Source organism: Streptomyces sp. DG2A-72 (assembly GCF_030499575.1).
Lineage (GTDB): Bacteria > Actinomycetota > Actinomycetes > Streptomycetales > Streptomycetaceae > Streptomyces.
The window spans coordinates 72521-88700 of sequence record NZ_JASTLC010000001.1 but is presented as its reverse complement, the minus strand read 5'-3'; the positions used below and the strand labels follow the sequence as shown (position 1 = coordinate 88700).

The 16180-nt window shown below is 68.6% G+C and carries 16 protein-coding genes and 4 pseudogenes; 4 read left to right on the top strand and 16 right to left on the bottom strand.

The annotated features are described in order from the left end of the window. Positions 1-244 precede the first annotated feature (244 nt). Positions 245-1459, top strand: a pseudogene (locus tag QQY66_RS00495) (IS110 family transposase). A gap of 68 nt (positions 1460-1527) precedes the next feature. On the opposite strand, the gene QQY66_RS00490 reads toward QQY66_RS00495, so the two are convergent. The 3 genes from QQY66_RS00490 to QQY66_RS00480 all read right to left on the bottom strand — a co-directional run bounded on the left by QQY66_RS00490 (position 1528) and on the right by QQY66_RS00480 (position 3307). Then, on the bottom strand, positions 1528-2058 hold the full coding sequence (locus QQY66_RS00490) for a ferredoxin (protein WP_301977030.1): 531 nt from the start codon (positions 2056-2058) through the stop codon (positions 1528-1530). A gap of 75 nt (positions 2059-2133) precedes the next feature. Next, entirely contained in the window at positions 2134-2910 is a 777-nt protein-coding gene (locus QQY66_RS00485; protein ID WP_301977029.1) for a transposase, read from the bottom strand. Between the two features lie 61 nt (positions 2911-2971). After that, positions 2972-3307, bottom strand: a complete 336-nt coding sequence (locus QQY66_RS00480; RefSeq protein ID WP_301987081.1) for a helix-turn-helix domain-containing protein — start codon at positions 3305-3307, stop codon at positions 2972-2974. Positions 3308-3533: 226 nt separating this feature from the next. Between QQY66_RS00480 and QQY66_RS00475 the strand changes: the two genes are divergently transcribed. Continuing rightward, on the top strand, positions 3534-4424 hold the full coding sequence (locus QQY66_RS00475) for an NAD(P)-dependent oxidoreductase (RefSeq protein ID WP_301977028.1): 891 nt from the start codon (positions 3534-3536) through the stop codon (positions 4422-4424). A gap of 733 nt (positions 4425-5157) precedes the next feature. On the opposite strand, the gene QQY66_RS00470 is transcribed toward QQY66_RS00475, so the two are convergent. The 4 genes from QQY66_RS00470 to QQY66_RS00455 all read right to left on the bottom strand — a co-directional run bounded on the left by QQY66_RS00470 (position 5158) and on the right by QQY66_RS00455 (position 7593). Continuing rightward, a complete protein-coding gene (locus tag QQY66_RS00470; RefSeq protein WP_301977027.1) occupies positions 5158-5505 on the bottom strand; it encodes a YciI family protein in 348 nt (115 codons plus the stop codon). A 60-nt stretch (positions 5506-5565) separates the two neighbouring features. Continuing rightward, positions 5566-6474, bottom strand: a complete 909-nt coding sequence (locus tag QQY66_RS00465; protein WP_301977026.1) for a virginiamycin B lyase — start codon at positions 6472-6474, stop codon at positions 5566-5568. Continuing rightward, a complete protein-coding gene (locus QQY66_RS00460; RefSeq protein ID WP_301977025.1) occupies positions 6471-7127 on the bottom strand; it encodes a CatB-related O-acetyltransferase in 657 nt (218 codons plus the stop codon). Before QQY66_RS00460 ends, QQY66_RS00465 begins: the two co-directional genes overlap by 4 nt. Before the next feature lie 67 nt (positions 7128-7194). Further along, positions 7195-7593, bottom strand: a complete 399-nt coding sequence (locus tag QQY66_RS00455) for a VOC family protein (RefSeq protein WP_301977024.1) — start codon at positions 7591-7593, stop codon at positions 7195-7197. 130 nt (positions 7594-7723) lie between these two features. Between QQY66_RS00455 and QQY66_RS00450 the strand changes: the two genes are divergently transcribed. Next, positions 7724-8425 (top strand): TetR/AcrR family transcriptional regulator, encoded by a 702-nt coding sequence (locus tag QQY66_RS00450; protein WP_301977023.1) that lies wholly within the window; start codon positions 7724-7726, stop codon positions 8423-8425. Positions 8426-8568: 143 nt separating this feature from the next. Here QQY66_RS00450 and QQY66_RS00445 read toward each other — a convergent pair. The 3 genes and pseudogenes from QQY66_RS00445 to QQY66_RS00435 all read right to left on the bottom strand — a co-directional run. Further along, a pseudogene (locus QQY66_RS00445) lies at positions 8569-8851 on the bottom strand (MFS transporter); the annotation flags it as partial. A 23-nt stretch (positions 8852-8874) separates the two neighbouring features. Beyond that, entirely contained in the window at positions 8875-10692 is a 1818-nt protein-coding gene (locus QQY66_RS00440; protein ID WP_301977022.1) for a hypothetical protein, read from the bottom strand. Position 10693: 1 nt separating this feature from the next. Continuing rightward, on the bottom strand, positions 10694-11107 hold the full coding sequence (locus QQY66_RS00435) for a hypothetical protein (RefSeq protein WP_301977021.1): 414 nt from the start codon (positions 11105-11107) through the stop codon (positions 10694-10696). A gap of 60 nt (positions 11108-11167) precedes the next feature. On the opposite strand from QQY66_RS00435, the gene QQY66_RS00430 reads away from it, so the two are divergent. After that, the gene (locus QQY66_RS00430; RefSeq protein ID WP_301977020.1) at positions 11168-11320 is read left to right on the top strand and encodes a hypothetical protein; all 153 of its coding nucleotides are present in this window, start codon (positions 11168-11170) and stop codon (positions 11318-11320) included. An 86-nt stretch (positions 11321-11406) separates the two neighbouring features. On the opposite strand, the gene QQY66_RS00425 is transcribed toward QQY66_RS00430, so the two are convergent. From QQY66_RS00425 to QQY66_RS00400, 6 genes and pseudogenes are all read right to left on the bottom strand, one after another. Then, positions 11407-11811 carry a hypothetical protein gene (locus QQY66_RS00425; RefSeq protein WP_301977019.1) on the bottom strand — a complete coding sequence of 135 codons (405 nt, stop codon included), beginning with the start codon at positions 11809-11811 and terminating at the stop codon, positions 11407-11409. Positions 11812-12401: 590 nt separating this feature from the next. Beyond that, a complete protein-coding gene (locus tag QQY66_RS00420; RefSeq protein WP_301977018.1) occupies positions 12402-12782 on the bottom strand; it encodes a hypothetical protein in 381 nt (126 codons plus the stop codon). Positions 12783-13150: 368 nt separating this feature from the next. Beyond that, positions 13151-14071 (bottom strand): hypothetical protein, encoded by a 921-nt coding sequence (locus QQY66_RS00415; protein WP_301977017.1) that lies wholly within the window; start codon positions 14069-14071, stop codon positions 13151-13153. Positions 14072-14462: 391 nt separating this feature from the next. Then, the gene (locus QQY66_RS00410) at positions 14463-14726 is read right to left on the bottom strand and encodes a hypothetical protein (protein ID WP_301977015.1); all 264 of its coding nucleotides are present in this window, start codon (positions 14724-14726) and stop codon (positions 14463-14465) included. A gap of 47 nt (positions 14727-14773) precedes the next feature. Then, positions 14774-15519: pseudogene (locus QQY66_RS00405) on the bottom strand (hypothetical protein); the annotation flags it as partial. A 66-nt stretch (positions 15520-15585) separates the two neighbouring features. Beyond that, positions 15586-16065: pseudogene (locus QQY66_RS00400) on the bottom strand (DnaB-like helicase N-terminal domain-containing protein); the annotation flags it as partial. Positions 16066-16180: the final 115 nt, after the last annotated feature.

Below are 16180 nucleotides of genomic sequence, written 5' to 3'. Positions count from 1 at the left end.
CCTAATAAGACCTACCGAGGCTCCATCCGGCAGACTCGGTGCCTGGTAGCCGCCATCAGGTGAGCACTCTTTGTTCCCTGGACTCCGAGTCCTGTTGACAGATCGTGCCCCTGCTGGTCGGCCAGGAGCGAAATCGCTGATGGGATGTCGTGCCCGCCCGGTTGCGGCGTGAGCACAGCCTTATTAGGTCGCTGATGGTTCTCCTACGGGCTACTGCCGATCGAGGTCGATGACGGAGGACGAGTTGCTGTTCGTTGGGGACGACTGGGCCCAGGACCACCACGACGTCGAGTTGATGGACGCCGCAGGCCGTCGTCGGCTGTCCAAGGCTCGCCTGCCGGAGGGCGTCGCGGGAATCGAACGACTGCACTCGATGATCGGTGCGGAGCTCGGCGAAGACAGCAAAGCCGAGGTCGTGATCGGAATCGAGACCGATCGGGGCCCGTGGGTGCAGGTGCTGATCGCCGCCGGCTACACGGTGTACGCGGTCAATCCGCTGCAGGCATCCCGGTACCGGGATGCCTGGCTGTGTCGGGGGCCAAGAGCGACGGGGCCGACGCGCACATGCTCGCTGACATGGTGCGTACCGACTCCCACCAGCTCCGCCCGATCTCCGGGGACACTGCCGACGCCGAAGCGGTCAAGGTCGTGACACGCGCGCATAAGACCCTGATCTGGGAACGCACCCGCACCAGGCAGCGGCTGCGGCACGCCCTGCTCGACTACTTTCCGGGTGCCCTGGAGGCGTTCGAGGACCTGGACGCCCCCGACACCCTGGAACTACTGGCCAAGGCAGCCGATCCGGTCGCCGCTGCGAAGCTGACGACCACACAAATCAGTGCGGCCCTCAAGCGCGCCCGCCGACGCGGCATCCCCGACAAGGTCACCAGGATCCAAGCCGTACTGCGCGCCAAGCACCTGGGCCGGCCCACCGCTGTGACGGCGGCCTACGCCGTCTCCGTTCGCGCTCATCTCGATGCTGGTCACCTTGAACGAGCAGGTCAAGTTTCTGCACACGCAGGTCGAGGACTTCTTCGGCGAGCACCCGAGCGCCGAGATCATCCGGTCTCAGCCCGGACTGGGAGCGATACTCAGCGCCCGGGTACTCGCAGAATTCGGCGACGACCCGCACCGTTACGCCAGCGCCAAGGCCCGCAAGAACTACGCCGGCACCAGCCCGATCACCGCGCCTCCGGCAAGAAGAAGGTCGTGACCGCCCGGCACGTCCGCAACGACCGGCTCATCGACCCTGATCGCCCAAGCATTCTCCGCACTGCGGGTCTCCCCAGGCGCCAGGGCCTACTACGAGCACAAACGCGCCCGCGGCATCGAGTTCAACGCCGCCCTGCGCCAACTCGCCAACCGGCTCGTGGGCATCCTGCACGGCTGCCTCAAAACCGGCACACCGTACGACGAGGCGACCGCCTGGTCCCACCGAGCCCACGCACTCGCCGCGTGACACCTCAGCCCCTGGGATCGCTGCGTTCCTCGCGGATCGGCGGCCTTGTTGCCGCGAAATGCCCTCGGCTACAACTCGGGCAGCCGGTCACCGGGATCGGGAGACTGTCGCTTCTCCAGCCAGTAGAGGTAGATCTGCAGGTCGGATGCCAGGCCGCCGCCGATGTAGGACTCGAAGTCGCGGACGGCAGCAGCGATGTCCTGGCCCTGTGCGGCATCGCTCTCATCCCATGTGCTCCGCTGGTCGGACAGGTATTGCAGGACCTGTCCGCGGTTACGCCACCACTCCCGGACGGCTTCCGGTGTCCACCGGGAGTCGCCGTCACAGCCGTACCCCCCGAACGGGTCGTCGCCTGCCGCGTCGACCAGCACGGCGGTCTCCGCAGGCGTTCTGGGCTGGCGATAGACATACTCGGTAAGGTATTCACCCCCGTAGAGGACGTGGGCGGGCGCTGCAAGCCGTCCAGTCCAGCAGGTGTCGGTCTCCCCGCCGTAGAAAGGCCCGGGGACGTTAAGCCACAGCCGGTCCTCCCAGCGGCCCCGAAACGCATTGTGGTCCCTGCTGTGGACGGTAGTCATCGGGTCGAAGTAGAGCGTCACCCGCCGAGACTAAGGCTTGTCCCGCAATGATCGGTTGGGCGAGTCAGATGGCCTGTGCGGCTGGGCGTCCTCGGTCTATCCGGCGAGGGCGAGGGCGAGGTTGTGGAGGTGGGCGATACCGAGCATCGCGTGGTGAACGCCGTCGCCCTTGAGGCGGCAGTCGCGCAGGATCTTCCATTCCTTCATTCGGGCGAAGGTGTGCTCAACGCGGGCGCGGACCTTGCGGTGTGAGCGGTTGTGCTCCTCTTTCCGGCCCGGGAGTTCGCTCTGGCCGGGTTCGGGACGGTGCGGGATGATCAGCCCGGTGCCGCGGTAGCCACCGTCGGCGATTACTGTCGTCTGGCCGACAGCGGCCTTCGCACCGGACAACTCCCATGCCTTGCAGTCGTTGCGGTTGCCGGGCAGGGGCCGGCCGGCCGTGACCACGAGGCGGGTGTCGGCATCGATGACGACCTGGTGGTTCGTGGAGTACCGGTAGTTCTTCGACTGCTCGGCCACCGAGTGATCACGCGTGGGCACCAGGGTGCCGTCCGCGATGAGGACGGTGTCCTTGCGGAACCGCTTGCGTGGCTGGAGGGCGAGCATTGGCCCGAGGTGGTCGATGACACGGTCTGCAGCGGACTTCGAAATGCCGAACAACGGGGCCAGTTGACGCAAGGTCAGGTTGGTGCGCCAATAGGTGGTCACGAGTAGCACTCGGTCTTCCAGAGGAAGTTTCCACGGCCGCCCCCGCGCGGGCGCAGCCGCGTTCTCGCGGCGCACTGCGGCCACCAAACGAGTGAAGAGCCGTGGGCTAAGGCCTGTGAACGGGGCTATCCAGGCCGTCTCTGATGCTGTGATCACACCTGCCACGATCGGGATCGTCGCACATCAAGATCAGTTATGGGGTGGCTTGTGAGGGCCGGGCAGTACGTCAAGGAGCGGAGGTGTCGCGGCGGTGTTCTCGACTGCCTTCCCGTGGGCCCGGCTCAAGGAGGGCTTCGAGACGCTCCATGTGGTCCTCGCCCCACTGGCCGAGCGGGGTGAGAGCGGTAAGGAGCGAGTGACCGAACTCGGTCAGTGAGTACTCCACCTTCGGTGGCACCTGGTGATGGACCTCACGGTGCACCAGGCCACTGGCCTCCAGCTCCCGCAGATGCAGGATCAGCATCCGCTCACTGATGCCGACCACCGTTCGGCGTAACTCGCCGAAGCGCAGCGGCCCCTCGCCGAGCCAGAACAGGATCAATCCCTTCCATTTCCCTCCCATGACGTCGATGGCAGCATCCAGGCCGCAGCTATAACTCTGCTTCCGCACCAGCACTTCCCCTAACAAAACTGTGGGTACCAGACAGAATTGTAGGTACTTGTAGAAGTGTTGGTGCCGCCGCAGCATGGATCAGGCGTCGCACCGAGAGGGCAGCAACTCCCTGGGATGCGAGCTATTCGACCCATTTCGCGCTTCAGATGCATAGGCATCAGGCAGGAGCAAACGTATGACCGGGCACCACCGCACTCCCGTGACCGTCGTCGGGCTGGGCTCGATGGGCAGCGCATTGGCTGAGGCATTCATTGACGCAGGACACCGGACCACCGTCTGGAACAGGACAGCATCGAAGGCCGTGCCGCTCGTGTCCAAGGGCGCTGTTCACGCGCAGACGATGGACGAGGCAGTCGCGGCGAGTCCGCTGATCATCGCCTGTTTGACCACATACGAGAGCACCATCGAGGCTCTGGAACCGGCTACTGCCACGCTCAAGGGGCGGGCCCTTGTGAGCCTGAACAGCGGTTCGCCGGCCGGTGCCCGTCAGATGGCCGAATGGGCGCTCGGGCACGGCGCGCGTTACCTCGGCGGGGCGATCAAGAACGTGCCGTCTGCCGTCGGAGCTGAGGACACCCTCCTGTATTACGGCGGCGACAACACCGTCTTCGACGAGTTCGCGTCGACGCTGCGGGTGTTGGGCGGTGACACCGTCTACCTCGGTACCGACGCCGATCTCGCCGCCCTGTACGAGATGGCGGTGGGCGGCACCCTGCTGCCTGCGCTCGTCGGCTTCTTCCAGGGTGCGGCAGCGGTGCAGGCGCGTGGACTTGAGGTGGCCTCCATGGTGCGGTTCAGCATCAAGTGGTTCGAGATGATCAACTCGGTGCTGCCGGTCTTCGCAGAGGAGATTGACCGCGGCGACTACAGCAAGCCCGCGTCCTCGGTAAGTCTGTTCCTGGCTGGAGCCGCGCACGACGAGGAACTCGGCAAAGAAGCGAACCTCGACATGGAGTGGCACAAGCCCTTCCACGACTTGCTGAAGCGAGCCGTCGAGGCCGGCTACGGCGACCACAGCATCTCCGCCCTGACAGAGATACTCAAGAACCCGGCGCCGACCGCATAACCCGGGGACGCACACAACTGGTGAGGGAAGGGGGTCAATCACCCAGCCACCCAGATCGCAGGCCGGGCACGCCCAACTACAGCCATACCAAACTGCTGCGACACCCGCTGGGGCAAGGAGCAACGCTAGAGTCCGGGCGCCCCGTTGGAGGGCACGCGCATCTCGGCAACCGTCATCTCAGTTACGGGACAACCCTTAGGGCATCCGTTCGAGCTGAACGCCCGCGCGACAAAGGCAACCCACGCACCTACTGATTTGACACTCCAGCTCATGGGATGTCTGTCAAGTGCAGCGTGTTGAATCCATACGCACGCGGGTCTTGTGGCCAAGGCGGGGCAGATGGCGCACCCAGCGTGAGCCCGGCGCAGGCTGCTGATTCCGACCGTAGCCTCATTCGTGCCGGGGGTTGTTCTTGCAGTTACCAGCGCCGCCACGAACGAGGCGGGGCGTTCAACCTTCTCCCAGGCGATTGGCCTATCAACGGCGGCGTCGTCACCGACAACGACCCTGTCGAGCAAGTGGAGGCAGCGTATCGAGTACATCCGCCGCTTCGGCGACCACTCCATCCACGATCTCGGCCTTAAGCCCGAGGCGTGCGACCCATACTTGGACGTTGACTTCAGCCCGCTACGCGGCGACGGCCTGCCCGTCCCGGAGGGCAAGCCGCACGGCACGACAGCGGCAGCTTTGCGGCCGGGCGCTGTCGTGGCGTCGGGGTGGTCCTCGGTGTTGCTCAGGCGGATTCGAGGATCGGGCGGATCTCGACGGTCTCCGGGGTGGGGAGGCTCTTGGCCAGTTCGAGGGCTTCCTCGCGGTCGGCCACGTCGACGATGAACCAGCCGCCGAGGGTCTCCTCGCCGATGTGCACGGGTCCGTCGGTCACCGTCGACGTCCCGTCGGCCGCAGTACGCACTGTCGCGGGAGCCGTGCGCTCGGTCTCCAGGGCGTTGCCGCCAGCCAGCTTTCCGGCTGCGGCGAGTCCGCCGATCCAGCCTTCGTACTCCTTGCGGTATGCGGCCCGGTCGGCCTGAATCCGGCGGCGCGACTCGTCCGTCTCGAAGATCACGAGTGCGTATTTCATGGGAATTCCTCTCCGGCCGTCGTACGGGCGACCGTTGCTGATGGTGAGGGAGGGGGCTGTTCAGGTGGTGCTGTCGGCTGGGGTGATGCGGGCGAGTGCGCCGATCTCCAGTGCGGTCCACAGGGCGCCGTCGGGGCCGACGGTGATGCCGTGCGGTTCGGAGTGGGGTGTGGGCAGGTCGTGGACTGTGACGGAGCCGTCGGGTGTGATCGTGCCGACGCGGTTGGCGCCCCATTCGGTGAACCAGGCGGTGCCGTGGCCGTCGACGGTGACGGCGTGCGGTCGGGCGGTGCGGTCGGGCAGCGGGAACTCGGTGATCCGACTGTCGGGAGTGATTCGCCCGATCTGCCCGGCGGCGATCTCGACGAACCACAGCGCTCCGTCACGGCCTGAGGCGATCCCGACCGGCGCTGCCGCCTCCGTCGGCAGGGGATGCAGGGTGACCGCACCGTCCATGCCGATCCGCCCGATGGCGTTGGCCTGGTTGAGGGTGAACCACATGCCGCCGTCGCCGCCGGCGGTGATCGCAGAGGGGAACGCGCCGGTGACGGGCAGGGGGAACTCGGTGACGCTGCCGTCGAGGGTGATGCGGCCGATGCGGTCGGCGGCGGTCTCCGTGAACCAGAGCGCGCCGTCGGGTCCCGCGGCGATGCCGAACGGGCCGCAGCCGGGCGTCGGCACGTCGAACTCGTCGATCACGCCGTCGGTCGTGATCCGCCCGATCCGGTCCACCCGGTACTCGGTGAACCACAGCGCGCCGTCCGGGCCGGTCGTGATGACGGTCGGCCCGCTGTCCGGGGCGAGCCGGTGGCTCGTCGGCTCCTCGCCGGGGACGAGCCGGCCGATGCGGCCGCTGTGGACGAGGGTGAACCAGAGCGCGCCGTCCGGTCCCGTGGTGAGGGCGTACGGTCCGGCCGCGCTGTCGGCCACCTTGTGCTCTTCGATGGAAACCTGGGTCGTCTGACTCAAAGAGACTGCCCCAATCCGTGCTTGTCGGCGATGAGTTCGAGGTCTGCCGGGGTTCCGGCCATGATCGTGCGGGCGTGCTCGGTGACCAGGTCGGCGGGCCAGTGCCACCAGGCGGCGCGCTGCAGCCGCTCGATGTCGGCGTCGTCGTAGCGCTGCCGGATCGGTCGGGCCGGGTTGCCGCCGACGATCGTGTAGGGCGGGACGTCGGCGGTGACCAGGGCACCGGCCGCGATGATGGCGCCGTCACCGATCCGTACGCCGGGCATGATGGTCGCCCGGTATCCGAACCAGACGTCGTTGCCGATGACCGTGTCGCCGCGGCTGGGCATGGCGGTGACGATGTCCAGGGTCTGCTCGGCCCACCGGCCGCCGAACATGGTGAACGGGTAGGTGGACACCCCCATCGTCGGGTGCTCGGCGCCGGCCATCAGGAAGGTGGTTCCTGTGGCGATTGCGCAGTACTTGCCGATGACGAGGCGCTCCGGCCCGTAGGCGTAGAGGACGTTGCGGCGCTCGAACTCCGTGGCGCCGTCCGGGTCGTCGTAGTAGGTGTACTCGCCCACGACGATGCTCGGCGAGGTGACCAGCGGCTTGAGGAACACCACGCGGTCGTGGGCGGGCAGGGGGTGAACGGTGGCCGGGTCAGGAGACAAAGCTGGGTTCCTTCACGGGAGTTGAGGGTTGGTGGCCGGGGTGCGGGATGCCGGTGGGGGTGGGGCCTCATGCGTTCTCGCGGGCGGACGGGGTGGCCCATTCGACGAACTGGACGATCACGCCGTTGGGGTCGGTGACCTGGAAGAGGCGTTCACCCCAGGGCTCTTCGCGCAGCGGCATGGTGATCTCGACGCCTTCGGCGCGCAGCCGCTTCTCCTCCGACTCGATGCCGGTGGTGGTGAAGGCGAGGATCAGGCCGGCGGCGTGCCGGTCGCGCTGGTCGGCGGGCAGGACCTCGGTGCCGCGGGCGAGCAGGACGACGTCCATCGCGGCATCGTCGCGCGCCAGGGAGGCGAATCCGTCGGCGGCGGCCTGCTCGGCGTACCCGAGGTGAGCGGTGAAGAACCGCTGGGACGCGGCGACGTCGTCGACGGTGAGCGAGACGGTGGACGCGGTGATCTGCAAGGTGATTCCTCTCGGTGGTCGCGGGCTGTCCGCCCGCCCCACGGACACGAAATATTTACGACGGACGTAAAGTTATCCCAGGGCTGCGAAGGGTGTCAACATAAAATTACTACGAGTGTAAGATTGCTTCATGGTTACTGACGCGAACACCGAGCCGACCACGGACAAGACCGGCCCGACCGGCGCCGGCGCTGCCTCGTCCGCGCTCCCCGCCAGCCTGCGGGAATCCAAGAAGCAGGAGACCCGGCAGCTCATCTCCGACGTCGCCACCGGCCTATTCCTCGACCGGGGCTTCGAGCAGACCACCATCGCCGAGATCGCCGCCGCGGCGCGGGTGGCGAAGAAGACGGTGACCAACTACTTCCCGCGCAAGGAGGACCTGGCCCTTGACCACCAGGACGTCTTCACCGCCTCGCTCGCCGCCACGGTGGCCGACCGCCGACCCGGCGAGTCGGCCCTCACGGCCTTGCGTCGTGCCTTCGCGGACGCGGTCGGGAACGTCGACCCGGTCGCCGGGTTCTCCGGCCCCGGCTTCGCCCGGATGGTCGCCGACAGCCCCACCTTGTCCGCCCGGCTGCGCGATCTGCACGACCTGCGGGAGGCCGCCCTGGCGGATGCCCTGGCCGACGCCACCGGGGCACCCCGCGGCGACATCACGCCCCGTACCGCCGCCGCCCTGCTCGGCGCCGTGCACCGCACCCTGTTCCAGCGCATCCAGGAACTCACCCTCGCCGGCCAGGACAACGCCCGGATCTCCGCCACGGTCGCCGCCGAGTCGGACAGCGCCTTCGACCTTCTCGAGCCTTCGCTCGCCGAGTATGCCGCTGTGTGAGCCGGCGATACGGGCAAGGCTGTGGTTGTTGTCAACGACTGCTCACGGATGCCTCCTTCGGGGCGGTGACCGCGTCCTGGCCGGCGGCCGGATCGGCGGGCGGTCCCCGGTGTCGCGGAGCGTTCCACCAGCTTGGGGCTCGCGAGCCACAGTCCGGTGAACACCGCGGCGGCCAAGGTGATCGCGCCGGCCGTGACGAAGGCGCTGTTGAGGCCGGCCTCAAAGGAGGCGCCGTCGGATTGCCGGGTGCGGACGATGGCTCCGAGTACGGCCACGCCGAGCACCGCGCCGATAAGCCGGGTGGTGCTGCTGATGCCTGAGGCGAGGCCCGCCTTCCTGCGAGCTGACCGCTTGGATGGCGGCGCCTGTCAGTGGGGACATGGTCAGGGCGAAGCCGATGCCGGCGAGTCCGAGGCGCCACCTCACCTGAACCGGAGGTAGACAGAGACTCAGTGGCTGCGGCCTGGATGTGGCTGGGTCGGCAAGGCCCGGACCGGGGAATCGGGGCTCGACAGGGCGCGGAGCAGCTGCTGGTTGTGCGCCGTCAGTTGGTTTACGACGCGCACCAACTGCTCGGCATCGGTCCGCAGCTGGGCGAGCTCGATGGCGTCCTCGGCGCGTAGTTCCTTCAGTTTGACGATCTGCCGACGCAGGCGGATCTCGGAGTCCGGCGTCTGTCCGCGGGCCCTGACCTGCCTATAGAAGTCGTTCTTGAGGTCGAGGTGGCGCTGGGTGAGCGCGTTGCGCGGTACGCAGGCTTCCTGGCCAGGGCGACAATCGTCAGCGCGCCGTTGGAGTGCTGCGAGGTTCCCCGCAGGATGCGGTCCATGGCCGCGCGGATACGCTCGCGTTCGTCGGGTGCGGGGCTCATACGGGGCCGTCCTAGAGGGTGATGCGGGTGCGGTGGTGGGCGTCAGCGAGGTCGCGCAGCCGGGTGGCGTTGTCGCGCAGGCGCTCGCCCAGCGGGCCGGGGACGTGACCAGCCTGCTGGTCAAGTGCGGTGGCGCGGTGGCGGAGGCCGGTGGCGTGCTGATCGGTGCGGGCGATGTTCGCGCAGGCAGGGACGCACTGGTCGAGGCTGGGGTGTCTTTGAGGCCGCGGTGGCACAGGGCTTTGTCACGTTTGTAGACGCACATCAGCAGCGCGTGGGGACTGTCGTAGACAGCCAACTGAGGGTTGGCGAGGATCTGTCGGGCCTGCCGGGCGGTAATGACGGCGCCGGTGTACTGGGGTGCGGTGGCGGCGGCCTTGATGGCCCGGCGGGCGGCAGGACCGGAGATGCCGAGGCCGTCCTCGAGCGCGGCATTCAGGTCGGCGACGGTGTCGATGGTGGCACGGGCCGTCTCGACGTCGAGGAGGTCGTGAATGCCGTCCCGGCTGCGCGCGGTGTATCCGGCCGCTACGGAAGTCCGCAGATGGCCGTACTGAATTGCGAGCGCGACCAGGCCGCCGGGACGGCGGGCGATGTGCCAGGCCAGGCTCCTACGGAACCGTTCGGTACCGATCCTGCCGTGCGGATCCGGAGGGATGACCTCGTGGGCCAGCCCACGGGCGGCTGCCTCCTGGTTGGCCCAGGTGATGAAGTCCTCCACCCGGATGCCCAGGGTGTGCACGGTGAGGGAGCCGGTGCCGCTGCGGGTGCCGCGCAGGTCGTGGGCGTGGTGGTCGAACAGCAGCTGCCCTGGGGGCACCATGCGTTCCAGGACCCGGATGGCGTTCACGACGGGGGCGATGGCCACCCAGGGGACATCGCGGATTTCACCTTCGGAGCGGTGGTTGCCGTCCTCGTCGCGTGCCGTCTTGTACACGGTGCTCGTGATCAAGTGCCGCCCTGTCCGCCCCGCGCTGTCCGGCTCCGGGTCGGGGCAGCAGCCGCTGTGCAGCCCGGCCACCTCTCCGGGGCGCATCCCGGTCAGATAGGCGATGACGATGAAGCACGCCGTGCCCAACTGGCGCATCAGGAAGCCTGCTTCGGTGTAGTCAACGGCCTCTCTCCAGGTGGTGCCGCCGAGCTTGCCGGTGACCCGGACACGCAGCGGGCAGGGACCGGGACGCTCCAGGGCGGCCTGCCGCCACCCGTAATCGCGGGTGGCGCTGTAGACCTGACCCAAGGAGGCGCCGGTGAGCGCGGCGACATAGGCGCCCGCGATCGTGGTTCGGCCCAGCCACCGTGTGGTCGGAATCGACAGCTGGCCGGCGTCGATGCGGTCCATGAAGGCCCGAAGAGCAGCGCGTGAGGCGGGCGTGGCGATGTTCGCGGCGGCCATCTCACGCAGCCGGTTGCGGTTCGGCCCAGGCGGCCAGGATGTCGTCGCTGAAGTCCTCGACCGTACGGATCGCCCAGACGAGCAGCGGGCCCATGGTCTGCTCGGCGATCGCCTCGGTGGCGTTCTCGCCGCCCGGTGTCGCCGGCGGCAGGTAGTCCTCCACTCCCTCCATCTCCCACGGCGGGCAGCCGATGCCGCTGGGATGGCCGCTGAGCTGGTCGAAGACCCACAGCCGGGTCAGCGACGACAGCACGCTGTGCACCGTGATGCGGGCCGCCCCGCTGTCTCGCACGTGTTCGCCGTACTCGCCCACCACCTGAGTGGTGCAGGCGCTCAGCGTGGTGATGCCCCGGCCTGTGAGCCACACGGCCAGTCGGCACCAGGTCCCGATCGTCTGGCAGAGTGCCTTGGGCACCTGGCGCGAGCGCGCCAGGTGGGATGGTGCTCCCGCAGGAACACCGCGGGCAGTTCGCCGTTGATCAAGGTCCAGGCGGCCAGCCGCATCTCCTCCCGGAATGTGCCGGGGAACGCAGGCCAGTGGATGGTGCTGTGCGTGACGCCCGGGTTGGCGTTCATGGGGATCAGCGGCCAGACCGACGCCGCGTACGGCGTGATGGGGCCGCAGTAGCCGTCAACGATCCGGTGGGCGGGGATGGCGGGGGGGGGTGTCCGGGCCGGGAAGAACGAGGGCTGGAGCAGCGGCTGGGGTGGCTGTCACGGGTCGAGGTCTCCGTTGAGCAGCAGGGCGATGAGTTCGCGGTCGGCGACGGTCACGTTGGCCAGGGCGCGGGTCCACACCGCGGCGCCGAGCTGGCCCTTGAGGTATTCCAGGCGGGCGTGCGCGTCCTCCCACTGCCCGTGCCACTGACCCGGCTCGAGGGCGGTGCGCAGGTTGTCGAGCGCGCGGTGCAGGTGGGCCAGGCGGCTGTGGTGGGCGGGGTGGATCCGGGCGTTGGGGCAGGCCAGGCACATCAGGAAGGAGGCCGAGCAGCCTCCGCTGGGGCCGGGATAGGGGCTGTTGCCGAAGTCGTGGCAGTCGCCGGTGGCAGTCGGCTGATCGGCTGGATCGGCTTCCTCGCGCAGTTCGGCGGCGAACACGGTCGCGCGGGCCTTGGCCACGACGGCTTCGGCTGCCTCGGCGATGACCGGGATCGCTGCCTGACGGACCTGAGGGTCGGCCAGCGCGTAGATGCGGTCGTGGGTAGCCTGGCTGTTCTGTCCGCGCGCGCCGGTGCAGCGTGTTCACCGTCCGCTGCCCCCTGCGAAACGGCGAGGAAGAGAAACCCTGTTGGGTCGCCCAACGATGGGCCGTACAGCCGGAGATCCCGAACCCGAACACCCCGATCCCCGACCTCTTGCCGGCCTCCTCCCGCGGGTGGTCGTTCAGCGGGGCCTTGGCAGAGCGCCAGATCAGCAAGCGGTCCGTCCCTGGGCTCAGCGCGTACATGGCCGCGCGGGCGAACACGGTCGCCTCCGGCGCCTGTGTGATGAGCCGGCCGGGGGAGGCGGCCCCGTCGTCGGTGAGGTTGCGGGTCTCGAAGTACCGGCCGACGCCCCGCTTGTGCTTCTCCAGCTCGACCCGGTAGATTCGCGGGCCGTCGCTGCCAGTGTCCGGGGCCGCTTGCGGCACTTCAGCCGGTTGATCACCGACAGGTTCCAGCCGTGCTCTGCCAGCAGCAGCACCCCCAGCGCGACCGTCTCCATCCGGGTCAGAAACAGCCGTTGCCAAGTGTGCTCGGGCCGCTCCCCGCCCAGCACCCGCGCATAGCGGGCGAGCACCCGGCCGCGCTGGCCGCCCCGGGGTCGTGGGGTGCCTCACCGGTCCGGGCCAGACAGTCCAGTGCCTCACCCAGCAGCCATGCCTCGCCGCCGCGAGGGAACGCGCCCGACTGCCATTGGGCGAGGTGGCGGGCGTTGTCCGTGATCCGCAGGTGCGGGGCGCGGAACATCCGCTGCGCCGTGGTGACGATCGAGTCGAATTCGGCATCCTGGAAGGACACTTCCTTCGCTGTGGGTGACAGGACGCGGCGGGCGAGCGCTTCCCGTGCCGCTGCGGACAGCCGCGGGTCGTCCAGCAGCAGACCCCGCACGGTGGTGATCTGGCTGTAGCCGAGCCGAGTTCGGCCGGCTGAGCCTCCACTGCTGCCACACCCCCGCGGTCAGCTGGTCGAGGTCGGCCACCGGCGTGTCCAGGGTGGCCAGGTACGCGGTGAACGCCTGCAAGGGGAGCCAGAAGTATCTGCTGCTGTGGTGCGAGGTCCACCGGCTCGGCACGCACCGAGCGGCGAACAGGCGGGCCAGCGAGCGGCGCAGGGCGTCTGAGACCGGCAGCGCACGGAAGTCGTAGACCGCGACCGCTCCCGTTCGGTCGCGGTGCTCGACGACGAGGCCGTCGCCCACCACAACCGGCGTCCTGCGCCCCGGCGTTGTCGGCAGCGGCGCCGACGCCCGCGCCGGCTCATCGATCCGCCCGCGGGGCGACCTGCAGCTTGGCGTCGATGTCCTGGATGCCTTCGGCCTCCCGCGCCAGACGAGCGAAGACCTCATCAATACCCCGTGCCGGTCGCTCTCCTTCGTGGAACGGGGGCGCGGTAGTCAGCAGCGACCGCAGCTGCAGGTCGGCGACCGGGGCCAGATATCGCTCGCGGGTTGTCTCCAGGAATGCATGACCCAACAGGTCCTGCACCATCCGCCACGGATCGCCGTACAGCAGCCGGTGGTCCCGCCGCTCCTCCGGGCTCAGACCGAACCGCTGGTCCATCAAGTGGTGCAGGATCACCGGCATGTACAGGGCGAAGCTGTGCCGGCAGGAATGCGGCGTCGCATACGGCGCCCGGCTGCGATGCGGGTCCAGCCGACGCTCCGGCTCCGGATCCAGGACCGCCCGGCACCGCCGGTTCGCCGTAGTGAAGACGTTGTTCCACGAATGCGGCTGGAACGGCAGGCCCATCTCGTTCAGCCAGAGCCACAACGGCTCAGGTCCCTCCGGGCCTTCGGCGTACCACGTCATCCGTTCGTCCGCGGTTGCCTCCGTCAGCGCGATGCGGCCCGTGACGCCCTGGCGGTCGCACCAGTAGACCGTCGGCTTCGGTCCTCGGCTCACCCGGGTGACCAGGCGCATGCCCGGTATGCCGTTGTATCGCTTTCGGGCCTGAGCCTTGCGGATGGCCTCGGCGCGCGAGGAGTCGATGTAGTTCTCGATATCGCCCACCACATGAGCCTCGCCGTAGTAAGTACGGGCCTTCTTGGAACGCGTGACCGCTGCCGCGAGGCGTCCCGTGTAGTAACGGCCGCTCTCCAGGCGCAGTGACGGCACCTCGAACGTCAGCAGTGAGGCGCCCTCCAGCCGCCGTACCCCTGACGAGGTCAGCAGGCGCACGAAGGCAGTTGCGGTCCTCCAGGCGGCCCACCCAGGCCGGCGAGGGAAGGCCGTCAGTGCCGCAACCGCGCAGCCCGATGTCCACCCAGAGCCGGAATGTTCGAGGGGTCAGCCAGTGAACGTTGCTGCCCCGGGCGTCCTTCGCCTTACCGTCCGGCACCTCGACGATCTGCCCATGCCGGCCGACCACGCGATGCGTCGGCACCGGGTTGCGCGGTAAGAACTCATTGCCCGGCTTCGTCGCCCACGTGTACAGGTTCATCAGCGCGGCCAGTTCACGATTCCACTTGTTCCCGCTCACCCGCACCGGGTTGTCGGGCGACGTCTGGCGCCAGAACTGGAAGTCGTCGACGTCTGTCTCGACCGTCTGCGTCCAGACCTTTCCGCGTTGTCACAGGAAGTTGAAGAAGAGGCAGAGATCCGTGATGTAGTTCCGCTTCGTCTCTCGTGTGTACCCCCGGAACAGGCTACTGCGCGTGTACAGGCTGAGGAGCTCGTCGATGCGGTAGTCCGGCGCCAGCAGAATCGGGTCGCCGGGCCGGATCCCGGTTGACGCTTCGCGCTCCGCCAGGTCCGCCCACCCCGCCAGAACGGATAACCGCGGTGGGGTGGGCGGTGCCGACTTGGGAACCCAAAAGACACGCCACTTGCTCATCGCGCCACCCTGTCAGATCGGCTTCAACACGCCGATTCAATAGGGATGGTCCGCCACTTTTCCCAGTCGCTGTGTGCATCGAGGAAGGTGTCGAGGAGGGCGTCGTGGTCGCCGGCATCGGCCAGGTAGGCCGGAACGGTCTCCGGCTTCGGGCGGGCCGGTTCGGGCTTGGCTGCGGGGACGGCGAGTGGGGTGCGGGCTTCGGCGGCGGCGCGTTCGGTGTCGGTCAGGGGCGCCGGCCCGGGCGCATCTCGGCGCCGTGGACCTTTTCGAAGGCGAGCAGGGCCCCAGCGGGTGAGTCGAAGGTGTCGGCAACCTGGCGCAGGTGGTCCTCGCCGTGGAGATAGACGGACTTGCCGTTGCGGCCGAGGTAGGTGCCGACCGCGACGGTGGTGTGGCCGTCGTGGGCGTGGACGAGGAGCTGGCCGTGGCGGATGTCGTCGTGGATCTTCTGGGCCTCGTTGGAGACTTCGCGGATTTCGCTGCGGGTGCATCAGGGCATCGGGTAGTTGGCCCAGGTCCATTCCTCGGCCATGGCCTCCCGGAGCCGAGGGGTGATCTCGACGGTGATGCCTTCGGCGGTCAGGTGCTTGGCTGCGTCCTGCGCCCAGTGGGGTTCCTCGTGGTCGATGCGGACCAGGACCAGCACGTTGTGAGCGACGACGGTCCAGTCGGCTGCCTCCAGGCCCAGGTGGGCAATGTGGGCCTGGGTGCCGGTCAGGACGGCGGTCACGGCGCTGGGATGGGTGGGGTGGGTGTCGAGGCGGACGTTTGCGTCGATGGTGGTAGTCACGTGGGGGTGTCGTCTCTTCTGCCGGTGGCCGGGCCTTCGGGTCCGGCCACCGGCGTATGCGGGGGGCTATCGGGTTGCTCGCGCGGCGCGGGCGGTGCGCGCGGCCGTGGTGGTCGGCGGGCCGGCGCGGGTGGTGGGCGCCGGTCGCGGTCGCTGCGGCGGGATGGTTCCGGTGGCGTGCTGCCAGCGGGTGCGGACGGCGCCGATGTCGGCGAGGGAGCGGCGGGCGCCGACGACGAGCTGGAACGGGGTGTTCGCCGGGTCGCCGGCGTACGCCTCGATGTGCCGGCCGGTGTGCTCGGCGGTGGCCAGGAGGGAACGCTGCAGGATCCGCTCGCCCCAGTGCTCCACGGACCCAGCCGGTTCGGCCAGCAGGCGGAGCACTTCGCCCGGTTCACTTCTGTCGTCCAGTAGACCGCGCTGCTGGGCTTCCCACAGAACGGTGACGGGGTCGACGGGCTCGTGGCGGCGAGCGAGGGTGGTCAGGCACTGCCACAGCCCGGCGTGCAGCGGCCGGTTGAAGTCCTCGGGGAGCAGCCACCGGACGATCTGTCTGATCTCCCCGAACGCGGCCTCGTCCGCCGGGCCGATCAGCCCGATCTGGGCCTTGTCCAATGGGAGGGGATCGGATCAGGCAGGTAGGGCCGTTGTTCTCGGTCAG

What these genes read in the sequence shown, in the direction of transcription:
- QQY66_RS00480 (WP_301987081.1), bottom strand. Translation starts at nt 3,307, where the DNA reads ATGGGAGGGAAATGGAAGGGATTGATCCTGTTCTGGCTCGGCGAGGGG.
- QQY66_RS00475 (WP_301977028.1), top strand. Translation starts at nt 3,534, where the DNA reads ATGACCGGGCACCACCGCACTCCCGTGACCGTCGTCGGGCTGGGCTCG.
- QQY66_RS00440 (WP_301977022.1), bottom strand. Translation starts at nt 10,692, where the DNA reads ATGGCCGCCGCGAACATCGCCACGCCCGCCTCACGCGCTGCTCTTCGG.
- QQY66_RS00470 (WP_301977027.1), bottom strand. Translation starts at nt 5,505, where the DNA reads ATGAAATACGCACTCGTGATCTTCGAGACGGACGAGTCGCGCCGCCGG.
- QQY66_RS00410 (WP_301977015.1), bottom strand. Translation starts at nt 14,726, where the DNA reads ATGAGCAAGTGGCGTGTCTTTTGGGTTCCCAAGTCGGCACCGCCCACC.
- QQY66_RS00450 (WP_301977023.1), top strand. Translation starts at nt 7,724, where the DNA reads ATGGTTACTGACGCGAACACCGAGCCGACCACGGACAAGACCGGCCCG.